This is a genomic window from Allobosea sp. LC85, assembly GCF_000735605.1.
Lineage (GTDB): Bacteria > Pseudomonadota > Alphaproteobacteria > Rhizobiales > Beijerinckiaceae > Allobosea.
On sequence record NZ_JPKG01000047.1, the window covers coordinates 111,101 to 131,628 of the forward strand.

Consider the following 20,528-nt stretch of genomic DNA (forward strand, 5'->3'; position numbering starts at 1 on the left):
GCGCGCCTCGTTCGGATGAAGCAGGTAAGCGGATCGCCCGGAGCAGTAGGCGCCCTACGCCTTCCGGCGCATTGTCCTTCCTCCTGCGGCAGCAGGGCCTTGCAAGCCGCGCCACCAAGGCCTGCCTGGCAACCTCCCAACACAGCTCCTGACAATCGCCGGGGAAGGTCGGCGGCGCCGACCGGGCGCACTGCCGCGGGCAGGAACCTTCTCGATTTCGTTCGTGAATGGTCTGCCCGGGTTAGCCATCGCAGCGCAGACGCGCGCTGGCGGTCAGTAGACTATCGCCGCCGGCGCCCTCCTCGTTGGACGGAAAGGACCTCCGCCTCGGCAGGCCGCCACGGTTCAGTGAGCGCGCAGGTGACGGCAACGGTGCGATCGCCCGAGCCTCGCCCATCTCGTGAGCGCGACGCATTCTCGGCAACGCGCTGCGTCGCCGAGGCACCGATGCATCTGTGCTCAGACGGAGCGGCTGTAGCTGCGCCCCGGCTGGGCGAGATAGGCGTCGAAGACCGAGGCCACCTTGCGCACAAGCAGGCGCGAATCCTCCGGTATCAGCACGCGGCAACCATCGAACTGAATAACCCCTTCCTGCGCCAGCTCCCACAAACGCGGGAAGGATGGCTCCAGCTCCTCCGGGCTTGCCTCGTGCCTGGCGCAGACGGCGCCGATATCGACCGCGAGTTCACACATCAGGCGCTCGATCAGCTCGGCGCGCAGCCGGTCGCCGGCACTGAGCCGAAAGCCCTTGGCCGTGGCCAGATCGCCCTTCAGCACCCGCTCCGCATAACGGCCGACGACGACCTCGTTCTGGACATAGCCATCGGGAAGGCGACCGATCGCCGAGGCGCCGAAACCGATCAGGGCTTCGGCACCGTCAGTGGTGTAGCCCTGGAAATTGCGGTACAAGGCGTCAGCCGCCCGCGCCTGCCCCATGGCATCATCCGGCAGGGCAAAATGATCGAGGCCGATGCGCATATAGCCAGCGGCGACCAGCGCCTGCGCCATCGCCTCAGCCTGTCCATGGCGTTCCAAGCCGCCGGGCAAATCCCGCTCGTCGATCCGGCGCTGATGTTTCTTGAAGCCGGGCACATGGGCATAGCCGAAGACCGATAAGCGGTCCGGCCTCAGCGCGACGCAGCGCTCGACCGTCTCGATGCAGGATCGGACAGTCTGCTTCGGCAGGCCGAAGATCAGGTCGAAACTCAAGCCGCGGATGCCGGCCGCTCTGAGCCCGGCGACGGCGCCTGCCGTCTGCTCGACGCTCTGGATGCGGTTGATCGCCCTTTGCACCACCGGATCGAAGCTCTGTACGCCGAGGCTCGCCCGGTTGACGCCGGATGCGGCCAGCGCCTCGGTCACAGCCATTGTCAGCCTGCGGGGGTCGATCTCGACGGCGATCTCGGCCGCGGGGTCAATGACGAAGCGCTGCCGCAACAGCGCGACCAGACGCAGGAAATCCTCGGGCGTGACGATCGTCGGAGTGCCGCCGCCAAAGTGGACATGCTGGACCTGGAGCGGCGCAGCAAGCCGATCGGCAACGAGCTCGATCTCGCGGCGCAGGACTGCGAGATAATCGACGATTGGCTGGTCGCGCAGGGCGACGGTGGTATGGCAGCCGCAATACCAGCACATCGAACGGCAGAACGGGATGTGGAGGTAGAGCGAAGCCTTCGTTCCAGGCCTCAGAACCTGCAGCCAATTGCCATGACATTCTGCACCAATCTCGCCCGTGAAATGTGGCGCAGTCGGGTAGCTGGTGTAGCGCGGCAGGCGCTCGTCGAAATACTGCGCCCGGACATCGGTCATGACACGTATCCCTGTCTTGCCAGAGTCGTTTTCAATGGCACGTCTCTAGCGCGACCTGGCGGGCGATCCTTGATCCAGGACAAATGCTGTCCGATCGATGTGGCGAGCTCCTGACCCTGGAGGATTGGACACTGCGGACGGCTGCCATGTCTTCCAACGCAGTTCCGACCATCGCTCAGCGCTCTTGCCAAGCACGGGCTCCTCTTCTGGAATACGCCACGCGCCGCCTGCGCTGTTGTCGCAGGCTGCTGCCGAGGCAGGTCTTGCGCCTGCCGCGGCGTGTTGTGCGCGCGAAAAATGGGGAACAGACGACACATGACGAAGACGCGGTTCGATATCTGGCTCGATCAGCACCACGCTGAATTCACGGCGATCCGTCGCGACATCCATGCCCATCCAGAGCTCGGCCTGGAAGAACACCGCACGGCCGCTCTGGTCGCGAACAAACTCCGGGAATGGGGCGTCGAGGTCACCGAAGGCGTGGGCGGGACCGGCGTGGTCGGCGTCATCCGCGGCCGCCGGCCGGGCCAGGGGGCGATCGGACTGCGCGCCGATATGGACGCGCTTGCGCTCATCGAGGAAACGGGGCTGCCTTACGCCTCGCAGAATCCGGGGCGCATGCATGCCTGCGGCCATGACGGGCACACGACCATGCTGCTCGGAGCGGCGCGCTACCTCGCCGAGAACCCCGATTTCGCCGGGAGCGTGAACCTGATCTTCCAGCCGGCGGAGGAAGGGCGCGGCGGAGCGCTCGCCATGCTGAAGGACGGGCTGTTCGCGCGCTTTCCCTGCGATGCGATCTACGGCCTGCATAACTCACCCGGCATGCCGGCCTCGTCCTTCGGCACGTGCAACGGCCCGATGCTGGCTGCGGCCGATAGTTGGCAGGTGATTTTCCGCGGTGTCGGCGGGCATGGCGGCTCGCAGCCTCACCTCTCGACCGACATCACCTATGCCCAGGCCCATTTCGTGCTGGGCTTGCAGGGTATTATTGGGCGCAATGTCGCGCCGCTCGATACAGTCGTGATCAGCGTCGGCTACGTCCATGCCGGCTCGGCAGAAGCCAGCAATGTCATCCCGGCAGAGCTCGTCATCGGCGGCACGGCGCGCACCTATGCGCCGGAAATCCGCGATCTGGTCGAGCGGCGCATTGCCGAACTCGCTGCGGCAACAGCGCAGGCTTGGGGTTGCACCGCGGAGGCCTCCTATCGGCGCGGCCCGAGCGCCTTGCGGAACCAGCCCGATCAGGTCGCGACCGCGGTTGCCGCGGCTTCCGCGTCGGTCGGCGCCGTCAATGTCAATGGCGCGATCCGGCCCGGAACCGGGGCCGAGGACTTCGCGGAGATGATGCAGATCAAGCCGGGGGCATTCATGCGCATCGGCAATGGCGTCGCGGCGGACGGCTCCTTCAAGGGCCTTCATACGCCCCTCTTCGACTTCAACGACGAGATCATTCCCGACGGCATTCGCTACTGGGTGAATATCGTCAGCGAAGAGCTCGGCGAGGATCTGCGGGCAGCCGCAGCCTGAAGTCCGTCACATGGCCATCCCGCGTCGCCGGAAGCGGCGCGGAACCCTGTTCCCCGGCTGAACAGGGGCACAGTCTGCCCGTTACCGTTACAGGCAACAGTTCCAGGCGCGCAAAACTGCGCCACGCTGGCAGTATGCCCGCCAGGTGCGGGCCCTCAGTGCTTCGGCCGGAGGCTGCCATGGAGCAGGCGCAAAAGCGTGGACTGACGAGGCTGTTGCTGCGCTGGCCGGAACGGCGCGCGGAGCTGCGGAAAAAATTCGCCCGCGACCCCGGCTTTGCGGAGCTGTGCGAGGCTTATGAGGTCGCGTGCGAGGCCGAGGCCTACTGGACGAAGTCGACACTGCCGGTCGGCCCGGCACGAGCCCGGGAATACGACGCCCTCGTCTCGGCAACAGAACAAGATATCTTGATCCGGCTATCTCTTTCTTAAGGGAACCGACCCGGATTCTGGTGGAATTCATCGAATACTGCCTTGCTCCAAGCTGGCTCGCAGGGCATCATCGAGCTTTCAAGGGTTAATTCCGGGTTTTCTTCAGTCCTAGCTGTCGAGGCGAGTGATGGGCGGGCGCATTGCAAGGCTGCATGACGGGAATCCACCTCCCCAACTCATCCTTGCAGCGTTGGACACCTTGCTGGCTCATGAGGCATTGCGCCTCTCCGAGCGCAACCGGCGCTTCCTTTCCTTTGTCGTCACGCAAACCGTTGCCGGCCATTCGGACCGTATCAAAGCCTACGCAATAGGCGTCGACGTCTTCGGCCGCGACGACAGTTTCGACCCAGGTACCGACCCGATCGTGCGGATCGAGGCGACGCGCCTGCGCTCGGCCCTCGCGACCTATTACGAGACGGCGGGAGCAAACGTTCCTGTCAGAATCGCAATCCCGCCCGGCAGCTATGTCCCGTCCTTTACGTGGCATTCGTCGGATACCGGCCCAACGGAGTCTACCCCGCCTGTCAATACGTACCAAGCCGCATCTGCCAACGCCGACCTCCCCGCGATCGTCATCAAGAACCTGACGGACCGTGCCGTCCGGCTTGCTGCAGCGCATGGCGACCTGTTCACCGAGACCCTTATAAAGCGGCTCGCGACGGCCGGGTTCAGGCTCTTCGCGATGCCATCAGTCGAGCGCAGAGCCGCCGCGATCGCGATCGGCAAGCTGCTCCTGCACCCTGACGAGACTTACGCGCTCGATATCGCGGTCCATCCAATGTCGGCCGGCCAGCGCTTTTCCTGGTGCGCCACCGATTTGCGCAGCGGCGAGATCATCTGTTCGGATTTCGTCGATGAGGCTGAACGCGATGTGCCTTGCGCTAGCTCGATCGACACGATCGCCGCGCAGGCGGCCGAATCGGTGTCAAAAGCCCTCGGCGGCTGACAACGTCAGCCCCCCGCCTCTCGCAGTTTACCGTAACAGTTACAGACTTAAGCCTCTGCCGACGCCATGCGACCCTTGCCAGCGCTTGGGCGGCGTTCGGCACTGTCGGACTGGCCCGGAGCGTCGATCCGGCACCGGGAGTGTTTCATGGAACGCCACAAATTCATGGCCGCCGCAGCCCTGGCACTGACGCTAGGACTATCGGGCGGCGCAGCGAAGGCCCAGACTGCGCCTCCCGCTAAGCCCAATATCCTCGTCATTTTCGGGGATGATGTCGGCCAGGCCAATATCAGCGCCTACACGCATGGGCTGGTCGGCTACAAGACGCCGAATATCGACCGTCTTGCCCGAGAAGGCATGATGTTCACGGACTACTATGCCGAGAACAGCTGCACGGCGGGACGGTCCTCCTTCATCACCGGTCAGACGCCGCTGCGCACCGGCCTTTCGAAGGTTGGCATCCCCGGCGCCCCGGTGGGCCTGCAGAAGGGCGATATCACCATCGCCCAGGCGCTGAAGCCGCTCGGCTACGCCACGGGTCAGTTCGGCAAGAACCACCTTGGCGACAAGGACGAGTACCTGCCGACCAATCACGGCTTCGATGAATTCTTCGGCAACCTCTATCATTTGAATGCCGAGGAAGAGCCTGAACGGCCTAATTGGCCGAAGGATGATCCGACATTCGTCAAGCTGATGTCACCGCGCGGTGTCCTCAGGACCTCCGCCGACGGCAAGATCGAGGACACCGGCCCGCTGACGCGCAAGCGCATGGAAACCGTCGATGACGAGACCACCGGCTCCGCGATCGACTTCATGCAGAGGCAGGTGCGCGCCAACAAGCCGTTCTTCACCTGGATGAACTTCACCCGCATGCATGTCTTCACGCATGTGCGGCCGGAATTTCGCGGCAAGAGCGGCATGGCAGGCAACGAATACGCCGACGGCATGTGGGAGATGGACCAGAATGTCGGCAAACTGCTGAAGACGCTGGACGATCTCGGCATCACCAACAACACGATCGTCGTCTTCACGACGGATAATGGTCCCAACGCCTTCACCTGGCCGGACGCTGCGACCACACCGTTCCGCTCGGAAAAGGATACGAACTGGGAGGGCGCGTTTCGCGTGCCGGCGATGGTTCGCTGGCCAGGCCAGGTCAAGCCGGGCGAAATCGCCAATGGCATCGTCTCGGGCCTCGACTGGTTCCCGACTCTGCTTGCCGCGGCAGGCGATACCGGCGTGAAGGATCGCCTTCTCAAGGGCTGGCAGCCGCAAGGCAACGCGACGACCTTCCGTAACCATCTCGATGGCTACAACCAGATCGACTACCTCACGGGTAAGTCCGACAAAAGCGCGCGCAACGAGTTCTACTATTTCAACGACGATGGCGCTCTCGTCGCCATGCGCTTCGACAACTGGAAACTCGTCTTCGAAAAGCAGGAGCAGCCTGGCCAGATGGATGTCTGGGCGAATCCCTTCACCCCTCTGCGTCTGCCCAAGATGTTCAATCTGCGCATGGACCCCTACGAGCATGCGGAGATTTCCGGCAGTGGGTACGATCAGTGGCGGACCGAGAACGCCTATCTCGCGGGCCAAGGGGTGATGAAGGCCACGCAATTCCTCGAGAGCTTCGTCGAATATCCGCCGAGCCAGCGCCCCGCGAGCTTCGGCGTCGATCAGGTGCGCAAGCAGGTGGACCGCAAGATCGACGAGACCTTCAGGAAGCGCGGCCTGGAGTGAGCCTGTCGCTCTGATATGTTGCCGGCCGGCGCCGCAAGGCGCCGGCCGGACTCCTGAACATGGTTCTAGGGCTGGAATCCGGATGAGCGTGGGAACAGAAGCGTCGAGGCGACGACGCCGTGCTAGCGCAATCCCGGATCGCCCCAGCGCGGCTGTCCATGCTTCACTCGCCCTGCCCGCCGGCCTGCTGTTCATATCCGGAACAGCCGCGCTGATCCTCCAGGTGATCTGGATCAGGCAGCTCTCGACCGTCGTCGGGGTCGAGGTCTATGCCGTGACGACCGGTGTCAGCGCCTTCTTCGCCGGCCTCGCGATCGGCGGCCTCGTCTTCGGCCGGATCGCCGACCGCAGCCTTCAACCCTTGCGTCTCTACGCTGCGCTCGAAGGCGGAGTCGCCATCCTCGCTATTGCTGCGACCATCGGCCTGTCGCAGGCAGCCCCCCTCTTTGCCCGCCTCGAACTGACGACCCCGCTGCTCGCCTGGGCGATGGTGTTCGCGCTCGTCGGCTTGCCCGCCGTCCTGATGGGCGGCACGCTGCCGGCCCTGATGCGTTTCGCCGCCACCCGACGCGACGATGTCGGTCAGGTCGGCGGCCGGCTCTATGCGGCCAACACGGCGGGCGCCATCGCCGGCGCCCTGCTCGCCTCCTTCCTTGTCATTCCTGCGGTCGGCATCCGCGGTTCGGCGCTTGTGGCCGCCGCAATCTGCCTCGTTGCTGCCCTCTCGGCGCTCGCAATGAACCCGAAGACGAACGTCGCGACCGTCGGCAAGGTTAAGCCGATCGATGGCGGCTTCTCGCGCTCGGCAGCGCTGGCCATCGTCCTCTATTCGATCGCAGGCGGCATCGCGCTCGGTTACGAAGTGGTGTGGTCGCAGACGATCGTGCCCTTCATGAGCACGCGCAGCTTTGCCTTCTCCGTTCTGCTCGCGACCTATCTCACCGGGCTCGCGCTTGGTGCGGCGATCTTCGCGCGCTGGGCCGATCGGGTCACCAAACCATGGAGCGTCTTCGGTCTGCTCATCGCCGGAGCAGGTCTCGCCGCCGCTCTCGCCATCGCCATGCTCGGCCCCTGGCTGATCCAGCTCCAGGGTTTCGTCGAGGCCGCCATGCTGAAGCTGACGGGCAGCGCCTTTGCCGGCATGTCCGCCCGCTTTGCCGTCGCCGCGATCTGCGTCGTCCTTCCCAGCACCCTTTTCCTTGGCGCGGCCTTTCCAGCAGCGCTGCGCCTGATCGTCGATCCCCGGCATGTCGGGCGCGGCGTTGGCATGATCGTCGCCCTGAACACCCTTGGCGGGATTCTTGGCACGGCCATCACCGGCTTCGTCCTCATTCCCGCGCTTGGCCTCGTCCGCACGCTCGCGGTGCTGGCCGTTGCCGCCGCGCTGGTGGGAGCGGTCGCTGCCTTGCGCGAACGGCGCGCCGGCTCGAAGGCCTGGATCGCAGTGCTCGCCATCAGCGCCGCCACATGCGCGACCGCCATCCTCCTGCCGCCCGATCGCCTCGCCAAGCTGCTGCCCGGTGCCCGCGGCGCGAACCTGACCTTCTATGACGAGGGTCTGGGCGGCACGGTCGCCGTCGTCGAGCGGACCTCGGGCCGAAACCGCTTCCGCCGTCTCTACATCCAGGGCGTCTCCAATTCCGGCGATGCGATGCCCTCGCTGCGCTACATGCGGATGCAGGCGTTGCTGCCGCTGATCATTCACAACCGCGAGCCGAGATCGGCCTTGGTGATCGGCTTCGGCACCGGTATCACGGCGGGAGCCTTGCTGACCTATCCGGGCCTCGAACGGCGCATCGTTGCCGAGTTGCTGCCGAGCGTCATCCGGGCGGCCCCGAATTTCGAGGGCAGCTTCCGGGCCGCAACCGACCCGCGTCTCGAAATCCGCCTGCGCGACGGCCGCCGCGAACTCCTGCGCAGCCCGGATCGCTACGACCTGATCACGCTCGAACCGCCCCCGCCCTCTGCTGCTGGCGTCGCCAACCTGTATTCGAGCGATTTCTACGCGCTGGCGCAATCGCGCCTTGCCGAAGGCGGCCTCGTCGCGCAGTGGCTGCCCCTGCCGACCCAGAACGACGAGGACACGCGGTCACTGGTGCGCAGCTTCCTCGATATCTTCCCGCATGCCACGCTCTGGACCACGGAGCTGCACGAGATGCTGCTGATCGGCTCGCAGGAGCCTGTCCCGCTGGATCTGCAGAGGATCACCGGCCGCCTCGCACAGCCGGAGGTGGCAAAGGCACTGAGTGATGTCGGCATCGATTCTCCTGCTGCACTCCTTGCAACCTTCGTCACGGATCGGGCGGGGTTGGAGCGTTATGCGAGTGCAGCTCGCCCCGTGACGGATGACGATCCCCGCATCGAATACGCAGGCTGGGTGCGGCGGCTCGAGCTGGCACGGACATTGCCGCTTCTCCTGGAGATGCAGGGCGAGTTGCCCGTGAATGGCGCCGACGATGCCTTCCGCGCCGATCTTGCGAATGAGCGCAGCAGGCTCCTGACATTCTACGATGCTGGCCTTGCCGCCTATGTCGGCGACCGGGCGCGCTGGGCGCGGCAGATGCGGCGCGTGATCCAGGCTGACCCCTCCAATCCCTATTACAACTGGTTCACCGGAGGTCCTCGCGAATGAGCGCACGCGAAGAAGTCCTGCGGAATGCCCCGTTTGTCATGAGCCCGATATTGAGAAGGAGAGTCTGGTGCTAAACGTTCGAGCTGCCGTGGCCGCGTTGGCCCTCGCCTCATCCTGGGCATGGAGTGGCGCCGCGACCGCCCAATCCGGCCCGCTGCCATCCTGGAACGACGGCAAGGTAAAATCGGCCATCGTCGAGTTCGTGGGGAAGGTGACGCAGGAGAATGGGCCCAATTTCGTCAAGCCGGCGGAGCGCATCGCCGCCTTCGACAATGACGGCACGCTCTGGGCCGAACAGCCGGTCTATTTCCAGCTTCAATTCGCCTTCGACGAGGTGAAGCGGCTCGCTCCCCTGCATCCGGAGTGGAAGGGCAAGGAGCCCTACAGGTCGATCATTGCCGGCGACATGAAGGGGCTCGCAGCGTCCGGAGAGAAGGGCCTGCTGCAGATCATGGCGGCAACGCATTCCGGGATGACGACTCAGGAATTCGAGCGATCGGTCGCCAACTGGCTCAACACCGCCCGGCACCCGACTAAGAAGCGGCCTTTCACGGAGATGGTCTACCAGCCCCAGTTGGAGCTGCTGGCCTATCTGCGCGCCAACGGCTTCAAGACCTTCATCGTCTCGGGCGGCGGCGTCGAGTTCATGCGGGTCTTCGCCGACAAGGTCTACGGCATTCCGCCCGAACAGGTCGTCGGCTCCTCAGGCGCGGTGACGTTCAGGATGGGCCCGAGCGGCAAGCCCGAGCTGTTCAAGGACGCCAAGGTCGAGTTCATCGATGACGGGCCCGGCAAGCCTGTCGGGATCAACCGCTTCATCGGCCGCCGACCGATCCTGGCCTTCGGCAATTCCGATGGTGACCTGCAGATGCTGCAATACACCGCGGCCGGCGATGGACCACGCCTGACCCTCATCATCCATCATACCGATGCCGAGCGTGAATGGGCCTATGACCGCAAGTCTCGTATCGGTAAGCTCGACAAGGCCCTCGACGAGGGCCAGGCCAAGGGCTGGACCATTGTCGACATGAAGTCGGACTGGAAGGCCGTCTTTCCGCCGGAGCGCTGACGATGAACAAGGAAGACGTGGTCAAGCGCTTCAGGATCACGGACGGCGACAAGTTTCGGCTTTCCGATGTCGACCCCGCGGATGTGTGCGGCTTCGACATCGAGAAGGACGACGCCAAGGAGCTGCTGTTAGCCGGGGTCAAGCGTCTGCACGGGCTGCAGGAGCGGCTCTATGCCGAAGGGCGCTGGTCGCTCCTCATTATCTTCCAGGCGATGGATGCGGCCGGCAAGGACGGCACGATCGAGCACGTCATGTCGGGCATCAACCCGCAGGGCTGCGAGGTGAAATCCTTCAAGGCTCCGAGCACCACCGAATTGCGGCACGATTTCCTATGGCGCACCACCTGCGCATTGCCGGAACGCGGTCATATCGGGATCTTCAACCGCTCCTATTACGAAGAGGTTCTGGTCGCGCGGGTCCATCGCTCGGTCCTGGAAGGCCAGAACCTCCCGCCCAAGCTGATCACAGACGATATCTGGCGCGAGCGCTTCGAGAGCATCCGCGAATTCGAGCAGCATCTTTCGCGCAACGGCGTCGCGATCCTGAAGTTCTTCCTGCATGTCTCGAAGGACGAACAGCGGCGCAGGCTTCTCGCCCGCATCGACGAACCCGACAAGAACTGGAAGTTCGACTCCCGAGACCTGGCCGAGCGCGGTCATTGGGACGAGTATATGGACGCCTACGAGGATGCGATCCGGGGCACGGCGACGAAGAGCGCCCCCTGGCACGTCATTCCCGCAGATCACAAATGGTTCACACGGCTCGCGGTGGCCGCAACCATCGGGGAAAAGCTCGAACAGCTCGACCCGCAGTTTCCGACGGTGGACGACGAGATGCGCAAGGCCATGGCACAGGCGCGCAAGGTATTGGCGGGCGAGGAGCGGTCCGAGCGCGCCAAGGCGGATTGAACAGCGGCGGAGGCCCGACGACCATGACGGATGGCGCGGTACTGGACAGGATCGACACGCGGAGCGGCATGATCCGCATTCCCGGCGGAACTTTCCGCATGGGATCGGACAGGCACTATCCGGAGGAGGCGCCGAGCCATCGCGTCACGGTCGATGGTTTCTGGATCGACGCGACTCCGGTCACCAATGCGCAGTTCCACGCCTTCGTCGAAGCGACCGGCTACGTCACCTTCGCCGAGATCGCGCCGGACCCGAAGGACTATCCCGGTGCCCTGCCCCATATGTTGCGAGCTGGATCGCTGATGTTCAATCCGCCGACCCACGCAGTCGACCTGCGCGACTGGTCGCAATGGTGGAAATTCCAGTTCGGCGCGACTTGGCGCAAGCCCTATGGTTCGGGGTCGTCGATCAAGGGACTCGACGACCACCCGGTCGTACATGTCGCCTATCGCGATGCCGAGGCCTATGCGGCCTGGGCCGGAAAGGCCTTGCCAACCGAGGCGGAATGGGAATTCGCCGCGCGCGGAGGCCTCGAGGATGTCGAATTTGCCTGGGGCGGCGAGCTGACGCCGGGCGGCCGTCATATGGCCAACACCTGGCAAGGCAATTTCCCCCACGAGAATACACGGGAAGACGGGTTTGCGCGCACCTCGCCCGTCAGAACCTTTCCCGCCAACGGCTTTGGCATCCACGACATGATCGGCAATGTCTGGGAGTGGACGACGGATTTCTGGTCGACACGGCATCAGGGCGATGCCCCCAAGGCCTGCTGCGTGCCGCAAAATCCCCGCGGCGGCCCCGAGGCCGACAGCTATGATCCGCGCCAGCCGGAGATCCGTATTCCGCGCAGGGTCCTGAAGGGCGGCTCGCATCTTTGCGCGCCGAGCTATTGCCGGCGCTATCGCCCGGCCGCCCGTCATGCCGAGCCGGTCGATACCTCGACGAGCCATGTCGGCTTCCGCTGCGTGGTCAGGGACGAGCTCACCCGCCCGACCTGAGTGCGCCTGTAACGGTTACGTTGCTGACTGGAGTGCCGCTTCGTTCAGAATTCCGGTGGGAGTCCATTCGTGTCCCCGAAAGGAACAGGCTCATGAGCGACGGCATCGGATCGGCGGCTCGGGATGCTGTCGCCGATCTGCAGAAGCGGATCAACCAGGACATCATCGGCCAGGAACGCGTTGTCGAGCGCCTCGTCGTCGCGCTGCTTGCCAATGGCAATGTCCTGCTTGAAGGCCTGCCGGGCCTCGCCAAGACCCGCGCCATCAAGAGTCTCTCGAAGAACCTCGAATCCGACTTCAGTCGTATTCAGTTCACGCCGGACCTTCTCCCATCGGACGTCACCGGCGGCGAGATCCTGCGCGGCGACGGTCAGTTCGAGTTCCGCAAGGGCCCCATCTTCGGCAATCTTGTCCTGGCCGACGAGATCAACCGCGCGCCGCCCAAGGTCCAGTCGGCCCTGCTGGAAGCGATGGAGGAACGGCATGTGACGGTGGCCGGAAAGCGCTACGACCTGCCGGACCTCTTCATGGTTCTCGCGACCCAGAATCCGATCGAGCAGGAGGGAACCTATCCTCTCCCGGAAGCGCAGATGGATCGCTTCCTCATGCATATCCGGATCGACTACCCCACCGATGCCGATGAGGTGAAAGTCATGCGGCTCGTTCGCGGGGAAAGTGCTGCGCCGACGGCTGCTGCCGCGCAGCCTCCGCCAAAGATTCCGCAGAAGCTTATCTTCGAGGCGCGCTCCGAGATCGATCGGGTGACGACGAAAGAGGTTGTCGAGAGCTATATGGTCGGGCTCGTCGCCGCGACGCGCAGGCCCGCCGAATTCGGGGACAAGCTGAAGAACTGGATCGCAGTCGGCGCAAGCCCGCGCGGTTCGCTCGCTCTCGACCGCTGCTCGCGCGTCTATGCCTGGCTCAGGGGTCGCGACTACGTCACGCCCGAGGATGTCCAGGCAATTGTCCATGACTGCCTGCGCCACCGCCTGTCGCTGAGCTACGAGGCCGGCGCCGACGGTGTGAATGCGGACGGTGTTCTGGACGAGATCGTGAAACAGGTGGCGGTCGCGGCCTAGATCACGCTGCGCCTGGACGAAATCGTCCAAACGCAGCGTGATCAACTCTCATAGTTTAGAGCATGCCGCGAAAAACCGTTGCCACTTTTTCGCGGCATGCTCCAGGGCGGAGCGGCTCATGGCACAGATGCGTGAAAGGCAGCGAGCAGGCGGCGCCGTTCAGGCAACGGGCGCCCGCGCTTTTGTCGCGCTCGATGACCTGCTGCGGCTGAAACACCGGGCAATGGGTTTCAGCTTCCTGCCGCGCCAGCCGGTCCACAGCCTGCTCGCCGGCCGCCATGCCTCACGGCTGCGGGGACGCGGCCTGAACTTCGAGGAGCTGCGGCACTATTTCGAGGGAGACGATACCCGCTCGATCGACTGGCTGGCGACGGCTCGTCTCGGCTCTCCTCACGTCCGCGTCTATTCCGAGGAGCGCGACCGGCCGGTCCTCCTGATCGTCGACCAGCGCAGCACCATGTTTTTTGGAAGCCAGCGGGCGATGAAGTCGGTCGCGGCCGCCGAGGCCGCGGCGCTCAGCGCCTGGCGCGTCACCTCCCTCGGTGACCGGATCGGCGCTGTCGTCTTTGGCGACCAGCAGATCGTCGACATCAAGCCGCAGGGTCGCGACGTCGGCGTGATCCGCGTGCTCTCGGAAGTGGTGAGGCAGAATCATGCTCTCGGCCAGGCTGCGCCTGCGTCGGCGTCGGGACAGCTCAATGAAGCCCTTCGCCATGCGGTGCGCATGGCGACCCATGACTGGCTGGTCTGCCTGATCTCGGATGCGGCAGGAGAGGACGCGGAGACGACACGGCTGATCACGCGTCTCTGCGCACATAATGATGTTCTGGCGATCTATGTCCACGATCCGCTCGAGCATGACCTGCCGGATGTCGGCCCCGCCGTTTTCAGCTCCGGTCCTGGCCAGATCGAAATCGATTCATCCTCTCAGAAGCTGCGTGGCCGGTTCGCGCGCGAGCATGCAGACTGGCGCGCGCGACTGGCGGATCTCTCGCGGCACCGGGCGATCCCGATTCTGCCGATTTCGACTAGCCTCGATGTGCTGGCTCAGCTCCGCGAACTGATCGGCAGGCGGAGCGAACGCCGCGCCGCGGCCGCGCAAGGGCGGGGGCTGCGATGAGCGACGACCCCGGAAGCCTGGCCAATCTGCGTGATCTCGTGCTGCCGCCGGAGATTCCGTTCTGGCCGCCGGCGCCCGGACTCTGGATCGTTGCGGCAGCCTGCCTCGCAATGCTCGGGGTCCTGGCCTGGCGCGCGGTTCAACGCTACCGCGCTGCCGCCTATCGTCGCGCGGCAATCGCGGAACTGGAGACCCTATCGGCTGGAATAGAGCAGACCGATCCCGACGCCGTCGCCCGCATCTCAGCGGTGATGAAACGTGTCGCCATGGTGGAATACGGCCGCGATCAAATCGCCTCGCTCAGCGGTCAGGCCTGGGCCGATTTCGTTGCACACGAGGCAAGCACCGGCTTCGATCCTGCGACGATACATCGGCTGCTCACCGAAGCCTTCGATGGCAGAAGCAAACCGCAGCCGTCCGAACTGCGCCTCCTCATCGGGCATGCCGAGTTATGGATCCGCGCCCACCGCGCGCCTCTCGCTGCGGAGGCATGACGATGCTGACCTTCGCCTATCCCTGGCTGGCTCTGATCGCTCCGCTGCCATTCGCGGTCTGGCTCCTTTTGCCGGCCCATGCCAGCAACCGGACGGGCTTGCGCGTTCCGTTCTTCGACCGGCTTGCTGCGCTCAGCGGCCAGAGCCCGCAGGTCGGAGGGGTGATCGCGCCGCGCCGCACGCTTCCCTTGCTCGTCCTGATCCTTTGCTGGCTCCTGACTGTGGCCGCTCTGGCGCGACCGCAATGGATCGAACCTCCGTTGCATCAGGACCGCCCGACGAGGGACCTGCTGCTTCTGGTGGACCTGTCGGGGTCGATGGACACGAAGGACTTCGTCGACGCGTCAGGCAGGACGGTCGACCGACTGACGGCGGTCAAGCAGGTGCTCGATGACTTCCTGTCGCGACGCAAGGGTGACCGGGTCGGCGTCGTCGTGTTTGGCGATGCGCCATTCGTCCTCGTGCCGTTTACGACCGATCTCGAACTCAGCCGCGCCCTTCTGCGCGACACCGTCGTCGGAATGGCCGGCCCGCGCACGGCCTTCGGCGATGCGATCGGCCTCGGCATCGGGCTCTTCGATCGCAGCACGGTCAAGGCAAAGACCATCATCGCGCTGACCGACGGCAATGACACGGCCAGCAAGGTGCCGCCGGTGGAGGCTGCTGGTGTCGCCAGGGACAGGGGCATCGTCATCCATACGGTCGCGGTCGGCGACCCCACGGCGGCAGGTGAAGACAAGCTTGACGAGGGCGCACTCAAGGAGGTCGCCAGCACGACGAAGGGTGGCTTCTTTCGCGCGCTCGATCGATCCCAGCTCGCCGAGATCTACCAGCGGCTTGACCAGATCGAAACGCGCAAGATCGACACGGTGAGTTTTCGCCCGAAGCGGGACATCTATTGGGTGCCTTTGGCCGCAGCCCTGAGCCTGTCCCTGCTGCTGCAGGCATTGCGAACGCTGCGGCGCAGATCCCAGCATCCTGCGCCTCGGACCAGCGATCTCGCGATCTCGAAGGGGGCGCCATGATCGAGACCCTCTCCGCATTCCATTTCCAGCGCCCCCTCTGGTTGCTCGCCCTCATTCCGGCCTTTGTCCTGGTGCTGCTCGAGTACCGGGCTGCAGATGCGGCTGGCCGGTGGCGCCGCATCATCGATCCCGAACTGCTGAAATACCTTCTCGTCGGCAATGGTCCCGTGTCGCGCATCACACCGAACGCGGTGCTGCTGGTGGCATGGACACTCGGAACCATCGCCGTCGCCGGTCCGGCCTGGCAACGCGAACCCTCGCCATTCGCCGATGCCAAGCCGCCGGTCGTTGTGGTCCTCAAGGTCACTCCGTCGATGATGACGGAAGATCTCGCCCCGACCCGACTGGACCGGGCGCGCCAAAAGCTCTCCGACCTGCTCAGCATGCGCGAGGGGGCAGCAACCGGCCTCATCGCCTATTCCGGCTCGAGCCATCTTGTCCTGCCACCGACCCAGGACAGCGGAGTGGTGCTGGATCTCGCCAAGGCCCTGTCGCCCGAGATCATGCCGAAGGAGGGCGACGACCTTGCGAAGGCCGTCGCCCTGGCGCAGCGGGTTCTGGCCGGCAACGGGCATGGCGGCTCGATCCTGGTGATGGCTGACACCGTCGCGAGTGACCAGCTTGCCGGGCTGGGCGAAACCAGGACAGCCGCCACCACCATCCTGTCACTGCTGCCGCCCAATCTGGACGCAGCCAGTATCGGAGAGGCAGCCCGCGCGCTTCGGGGGACCGTCGTCGCCACAACGCCGGATCAGGCGGACATCGCCGCCATTGCCCGCCGGCTCGACCGCGTCGGTCGCACAGCCGATGTCGCGGGGGAAGGTCAACATTGGCAAGAGGCCGGATACTGGCTGACGCCCCTCTTTGCCCTGCTTGCGCTGCTCTGGTTCCGCCGTGGGTGGGTGCTGACATGACCCGGCCGATCGTCAGAACCGGGACGCCCTACGCACTCATCGCGGCCGTAGCCGTCCTCATGCTCGCACTCCTGGCCCAACGCATCGGCTGGGCCAACCTGTTCCTGACCCCGGACCAGCGCGGCCGCATCCTGCTCGACAAAGGCCGGCCAGCCGACGCAGCCAATGCCTTCCGCGATGCAGTCTGGCGGGGTGTTGCCCTCTTCCGGGCGGGAGATTTCAAGAATGCGGCGCAGGCCTTTGCCGCTGTCGACAGCGCCGAGGGCGCCTATGATCAGGGCAATGCCTTCATCATGCTCGGCCAGTACGATGACGCCGTGAAGCGCTACGACCGAGCGCTCGTCCTTCGCCCCGGCTGGCCGGATGCCGTCACCAACCGCGAAATCGCCCGCATCCGGGGTGAGCGCAAGAAGGCGGAAGGTGGGGTCAATGACAACACCGAATCCAAGCCTGACGAGATCGTCTTCGACAAGACGAAGAAGGGCGGCGAGGACACGACGATCGAAGACCCCGGCAAGGCGATGTCGGATGAGGCCGTGCGCTCGCTCTGGCTCAAACGGGTCCAGACCCGGCCCGCGGATTTCCTGCGCGTGAAGTTCTCCTACCAGCTCCAGTCGCCCGCCTCGGGGACGCAGCCATGATGCGCCGTGCCGCGGCTATCGTCGTTGCCCTCGCTATGGCTATGGCTATGGCTCCGGCTCTGGCGCAAGCCCCCGCCGCCACGCCACTGGTACGGACTACGCTTGCGCCCCCGGACGGCATCGTGGTCGGCCAGCCGGTGCAGCTTCATGTCGAGGTTCTGTTTCCCGGCGAGATGCCCCGGCCACCGCTGGTCAAGGTTCCAGAGAGCCCAGGGGCACAGACCCTGCGTTTCGAAACACAGGCGATCACGATCAGGGAGCGCATCGGCGATCAGGACTATGTCGGCCAGCGCTTCGAATTCGTGATTTTCCCGAGGCGTGGCGGCGACATCGCGGTTCCGGCCGCCGATGTCACGCTTCTCGACCGTTCAGGCGATCCTGTGGGCTCGGCCAAGGGACAGCAGATACATTTCTCCGTCACGGTTCCCCCGGGGATCGACCCTTCAGGTCCGGTTCTGGCAGCCCCCGACGTTCGCGCGAGCGAGACCTGGTCTCCCAATCCGGAGTCGACGACCTTCAAGGCCGGCAGCGCGATCACCCGCGTGATCCAGCGCAAGGCGACCGCTGTCCCTGCCCTCGGTATGGCCGATTTCCGCATCGCCGCACCGGTGGGCGTCCGCGCCTATGCCGATCCACCGGTCATCGATGACAAGGTCGACCGCGGCTCCGTCGAGGGCTTTCGAACCGACAAGGTCACCTATGTCTTCGAGAAGCCGGGCAGCTACGTCCTGCCGGCACTCTCGCAGCCCTGGTGGGATACCGACGACAGGCAAGCCCGTACGGAGACGCTGGCTGGCGTCACGGTGAAGGTCTCCGCAGCGGCCGCCCCGTCACAGCAACCGCGCTGGCGCGACGCCATGGCGGATTGGCGCAGATTCGTCATTCCGGTGCTTGGGGCAGCGCTGGTCCTGCTCCTGGGCACTCTGCTTTGGCCCCGGCTGAGTGCCCTATGGCGCCGGCGCGAGCAGCGACACCTCGCCTCAGAAGCCTTTGCCCGGAAGACCCTGTGCCAGATTGCCGGCACCGGGGATGCCCCGGCGAGCTATCGCGCGCTCGTGACGTGGCTGGAGCGTTTGCCCCCGGACGGCAAGGACGCCGCGAGACGGGACAACCGCCTGCAATCGGTGATCACCCAGCTCGAGCGCTCCCTGTTCGGAACGGGCGCAAGCTGGTCGAAACAGAACGGAGCGGAGTTGGCCGAGCTGGTCGCACGCCGTCATACGCCCGGGAGGAGTGGCCTCCTCCACGCCTCGCCGCCCCTCCCTCCGCTCAATCCGCCGCCGTCATCGCAGCGCCCCGCGACGCAGGAGAATGCATGACGCCTGGCTGCCTTGCCGATTGTGCCAGCGCCCTGTTTCCCACCGGGAGTGCCCTGCGGCGGCACGGCACCAAGACACCGCACGAGGATTTGTCCTGACGGTTCGGAGCAGTCGCTCCTGTGTGAAAATTCCCAAGCGATTTCCAAGCGGAGACTGACATGCAGCATCCCCTCAAGGCCCGGCTTCGGAATACTGTCGCCGTCATTGCGACGGTCACGCTTCTTCTCCCGCCGCCAACCATCGCCCTTGCCCAAACTCCGAGAGCGGCAGCCGCCTCGACAAATGTGCTGCAAGCAAGCCCAACCCAGTCCTGGCCGCGAACCGTCTCGGATGCCGCAGAGGATATCACCATCTATCAACCTCAGATCGAGAGCTGGCGGGGTGACATCCTCGAAGCGCGTTCGGCAGTATCGATCCAGCGTGCCGGCAGCCAAGCGCCGACGCTGGGCGTGATCTGGCTGAAGGCGAGAACCTCGGTTGACAAGGAAAGCGATCTCGTCGCGCTGGATGGCATCGAACTTACCAAAGCCAACTTTCCCTCGGACGCCGCAAATTCCGACGCATATCTGACTGCGCTACGCGGACACGTCCCCACCGGCCTGCGGACGATTTCGCTCTCGCGCCTAACGGCAAGCCTTGCCGTCTCCGAAGCCGAGACCAGCCAGACCCAAGCCGTACGCAACGAGCCCCCCAGAATTGTTTACAGCGAAACACCGGCCCTGCTCGTCCTGATCGACGGCAAGCCCCAGCTCCGCCAGGTCGCTGGCAGCAAGCTGCTGCGCGTGATCAACACACCGGCCCTGGTCCTGTTCGACGAGGCGGCCGGCACCTACTACCTGCGCGCCCTGAAGAGGTGGTGGAGCGCCAAGGCGCCCGAAGGCCCCTGGGCCGTCGCGGCACAATCTCCGGCCAGCCTCGCCGAAGCGCTGAAGGCAGCCGGGACCCAGGTCAATCTGATGGACACGCCACCGGCGGACATCGAGGCGGCGGTTGCGGGCGGCGTAGTCCCGACCCTCCATGTCAGTCTCGGACCGGCGGAGCTGATTCAGACGACAGGTCAGCCGGAATACCTGCCAATTCCGGATACGCAGCTGCTCTATATCAAGAACACCAGCAGCCATGTCGTCATCGACGTCGCCAGTCAGGAAAACTATGTCCTGATCTCCGGGCGCTGGTTCAGCTCCAAATCGCTCCCCAACGGCCCCTGGAGCTTCGTCGCGGGCGACAAGCTCCCGGCGGATTTCGCCAAGATCCCCGACAGCCACCCGAAAGGCGCCGTACTCGCCTCGGTGAGCGGCACGATACAGGCGCAGGACTCTCTGATCGACAATCAGATCCCGCAGACCGCGACGGTCGACCGCAAGAAGGCGAAGGTGAGTGTTCGCTATGACGGCAAACCCGAACTGAAACCGATCGAAGGCACCAGCCTCGAATATGTCGCCAACGCCGCCGTACCGGTGATCAAGGCCGGCAGTTCCTATTATGCGGTCCAGAACGGCGTCTGGTTCGTCGCGAGCAGCGCCGCCGGCCCCTGGGCAGTCGCGGCCGAAGTTCCGGCAGCGATCTACGCCATTCCGCCGAGTTCGCCCCTGCATTTCGTGACCTATGTGAAGGTCTACAGCGCGACCCCCGAGACCGTCTATGTCGGCTATACACCGGGCTATTACGGCACGGTCGCTGCGCCTGGCGGCGTCGTCGTCTACGGCACCGGCTATGTCTATCCGGCCTGGATCGGATCCGCGTGGTATCCGGCGCCGCTGACCTATGGCTACGGCACGGCTTTCGCCTGGGGCGCGGTTTCCGGGTTCACCCTGGGGGCCATCGCCGGGGCGGCCTGGGCTGGTGGCGCCTGGGGCTGGGGCGGCGACGAAAA

General features: G+C 65.0%; 16 protein-coding genes and 1 pseudogene. 16 read left to right on the plus strand and 1 reads right to left on the minus strand.

Going from position 1 to position 20,528, the window contains the following annotated elements; all coding sequences use genetic code 11:
- Window positions 1–459: 459 nt before the first annotated feature.
- Window positions 460–1,809 carry an oxygen-independent coproporphyrinogen III oxidase gene (gene hemN, locus FG93_RS22285; protein WP_043238580.1) on the minus strand — a complete coding sequence of 450 codons (1,350 nt, stop codon included), beginning with the start codon at window positions 1,807–1,809 and terminating at the stop codon, window positions 460–462.
- A gap of 315 nt (window positions 1,810–2,124) precedes the next feature.
- On the opposite strand from hemN, the gene FG93_RS22290 reads away from it, so the two are divergent.
- The 16 genes and pseudogenes from FG93_RS22290 to FG93_RS22365 all read left to right on the plus strand — a co-directional run.
- Entirely contained in the window at window positions 2,125–3,339 is a 1,215-nt protein-coding gene (locus FG93_RS22290; RefSeq protein ID WP_043238582.1) for an amidohydrolase, read from the plus strand.
- A gap of 179 nt (window positions 3,340–3,518) precedes the next feature.
- Window positions 3,519–3,770: a hypothetical protein gene (locus tag FG93_RS22295; protein WP_043238584.1), complete on the plus strand. Its 252-nt coding sequence runs from the start codon at window positions 3,519–3,521 to the stop codon at window positions 3,768–3,770.
- A 217-nt stretch (window positions 3,771–3,987) separates the two neighbouring features.
- Entirely contained in the window at window positions 3,988–4,716 is a 729-nt protein-coding gene (locus tag FG93_RS31370) for a hypothetical protein (protein WP_052514052.1), read from the plus strand.
- Between the two features lie 165 nt (window positions 4,717–4,881).
- Window positions 4,882–6,456 carry an arylsulfatase gene (locus FG93_RS22305; protein WP_244448694.1) on the plus strand — a complete coding sequence of 525 codons (1,575 nt, stop codon included), beginning with the start codon at window positions 4,882–4,884 and terminating at the stop codon, window positions 6,454–6,456.
- 211 nt (window positions 6,457–6,667) lie between these two features.
- Window positions 6,668–9,088 carry a fused MFS/spermidine synthase gene (locus tag FG93_RS22310; protein WP_280114154.1) on the plus strand — a complete coding sequence of 807 codons (2,421 nt, stop codon included), beginning with the start codon at window positions 6,668–6,670 and terminating at the stop codon, window positions 9,086–9,088.
- A gap of 97 nt (window positions 9,089–9,185) precedes the next feature.
- Window positions 9,186–10,157 carry an HAD family phosphatase gene (locus FG93_RS22315; RefSeq protein ID WP_244448695.1) on the plus strand — a complete coding sequence of 324 codons (972 nt, stop codon included), beginning with the start codon at window positions 9,186–9,188 and terminating at the stop codon, window positions 10,155–10,157.
- A 2-nt stretch (window positions 10,158–10,159) separates the two neighbouring features.
- A complete protein-coding gene (locus FG93_RS22320; protein ID WP_043238590.1) occupies window positions 10,160–11,065 on the plus strand; it encodes a polyphosphate kinase 2 family protein in 906 nt (301 codons plus the stop codon).
- Window positions 11,066–11,088: 23 nt separating this feature from the next.
- The gene (locus FG93_RS22325) at window positions 11,089–12,063 is read left to right on the plus strand and encodes a formylglycine-generating enzyme family protein (protein WP_043238593.1); all 975 of its coding nucleotides are present in this window, start codon (window positions 11,089–11,091) and stop codon (window positions 12,061–12,063) included.
- A 92-nt stretch (window positions 12,064–12,155) separates the two neighbouring features.
- Window positions 12,156–13,142 (plus strand): MoxR family ATPase, encoded by a 987-nt coding sequence (locus FG93_RS22330; protein ID WP_043238596.1) that lies wholly within the window; start codon window positions 12,156–12,158, stop codon window positions 13,140–13,142.
- Window positions 13,143–13,260: 118 nt separating this feature from the next.
- Complete coding sequence (locus FG93_RS22335; protein ID WP_043238598.1) at window positions 13,261–14,262, plus strand: DUF58 domain-containing protein; 1,002 nt, start codon at window positions 13,261–13,263, stop codon at window positions 14,260–14,262.
- The gene (locus tag FG93_RS22340) at window positions 14,259–14,756 is read left to right on the plus strand and encodes a DUF4381 domain-containing protein (protein WP_043238599.1); all 498 of its coding nucleotides are present in this window, start codon (window positions 14,259–14,261) and stop codon (window positions 14,754–14,756) included. The genes FG93_RS22335 and FG93_RS22340 overlap by 4 nt, the downstream gene beginning before the upstream one ends.
- Window positions 14,753–15,781, plus strand: coding sequence for a VWA domain-containing protein (locus tag FG93_RS22345; RefSeq protein WP_244448691.1), 1,029 nt, complete (start codon window positions 14,753–14,755; stop codon window positions 15,779–15,781). Before FG93_RS22340 ends, FG93_RS22345 begins: the two co-directional genes overlap by 4 nt.
- The gene (locus FG93_RS22350) at window positions 15,778–16,695 is read left to right on the plus strand and encodes a VWA domain-containing protein (protein ID WP_043238603.1); all 918 of its coding nucleotides are present in this window, start codon (window positions 15,778–15,780) and stop codon (window positions 16,693–16,695) included. Before FG93_RS22345 ends, FG93_RS22350 begins: the two co-directional genes overlap by 4 nt.
- Window positions 16,692–17,336, plus strand: coding sequence for a tetratricopeptide repeat protein (locus tag FG93_RS22355; RefSeq protein WP_052514045.1), 645 nt, complete (start codon window positions 16,692–16,694; stop codon window positions 17,334–17,336). Before FG93_RS22350 ends, FG93_RS22355 begins: the two co-directional genes overlap by 4 nt.
- Window positions 17,333–18,655 (plus strand): hypothetical protein, encoded by a 1,323-nt coding sequence (locus tag FG93_RS22360; protein WP_244448692.1) that lies wholly within the window; start codon window positions 17,333–17,335, stop codon window positions 18,653–18,655. Before FG93_RS22355 ends, FG93_RS22360 begins: the two co-directional genes overlap by 4 nt.
- Window positions 18,656–18,813: 158 nt before the next feature.
- Window positions 18,814–20,528: pseudogene (locus tag FG93_RS22365) on the plus strand (carbohydrate-binding family V/XII); the annotation flags it as partial.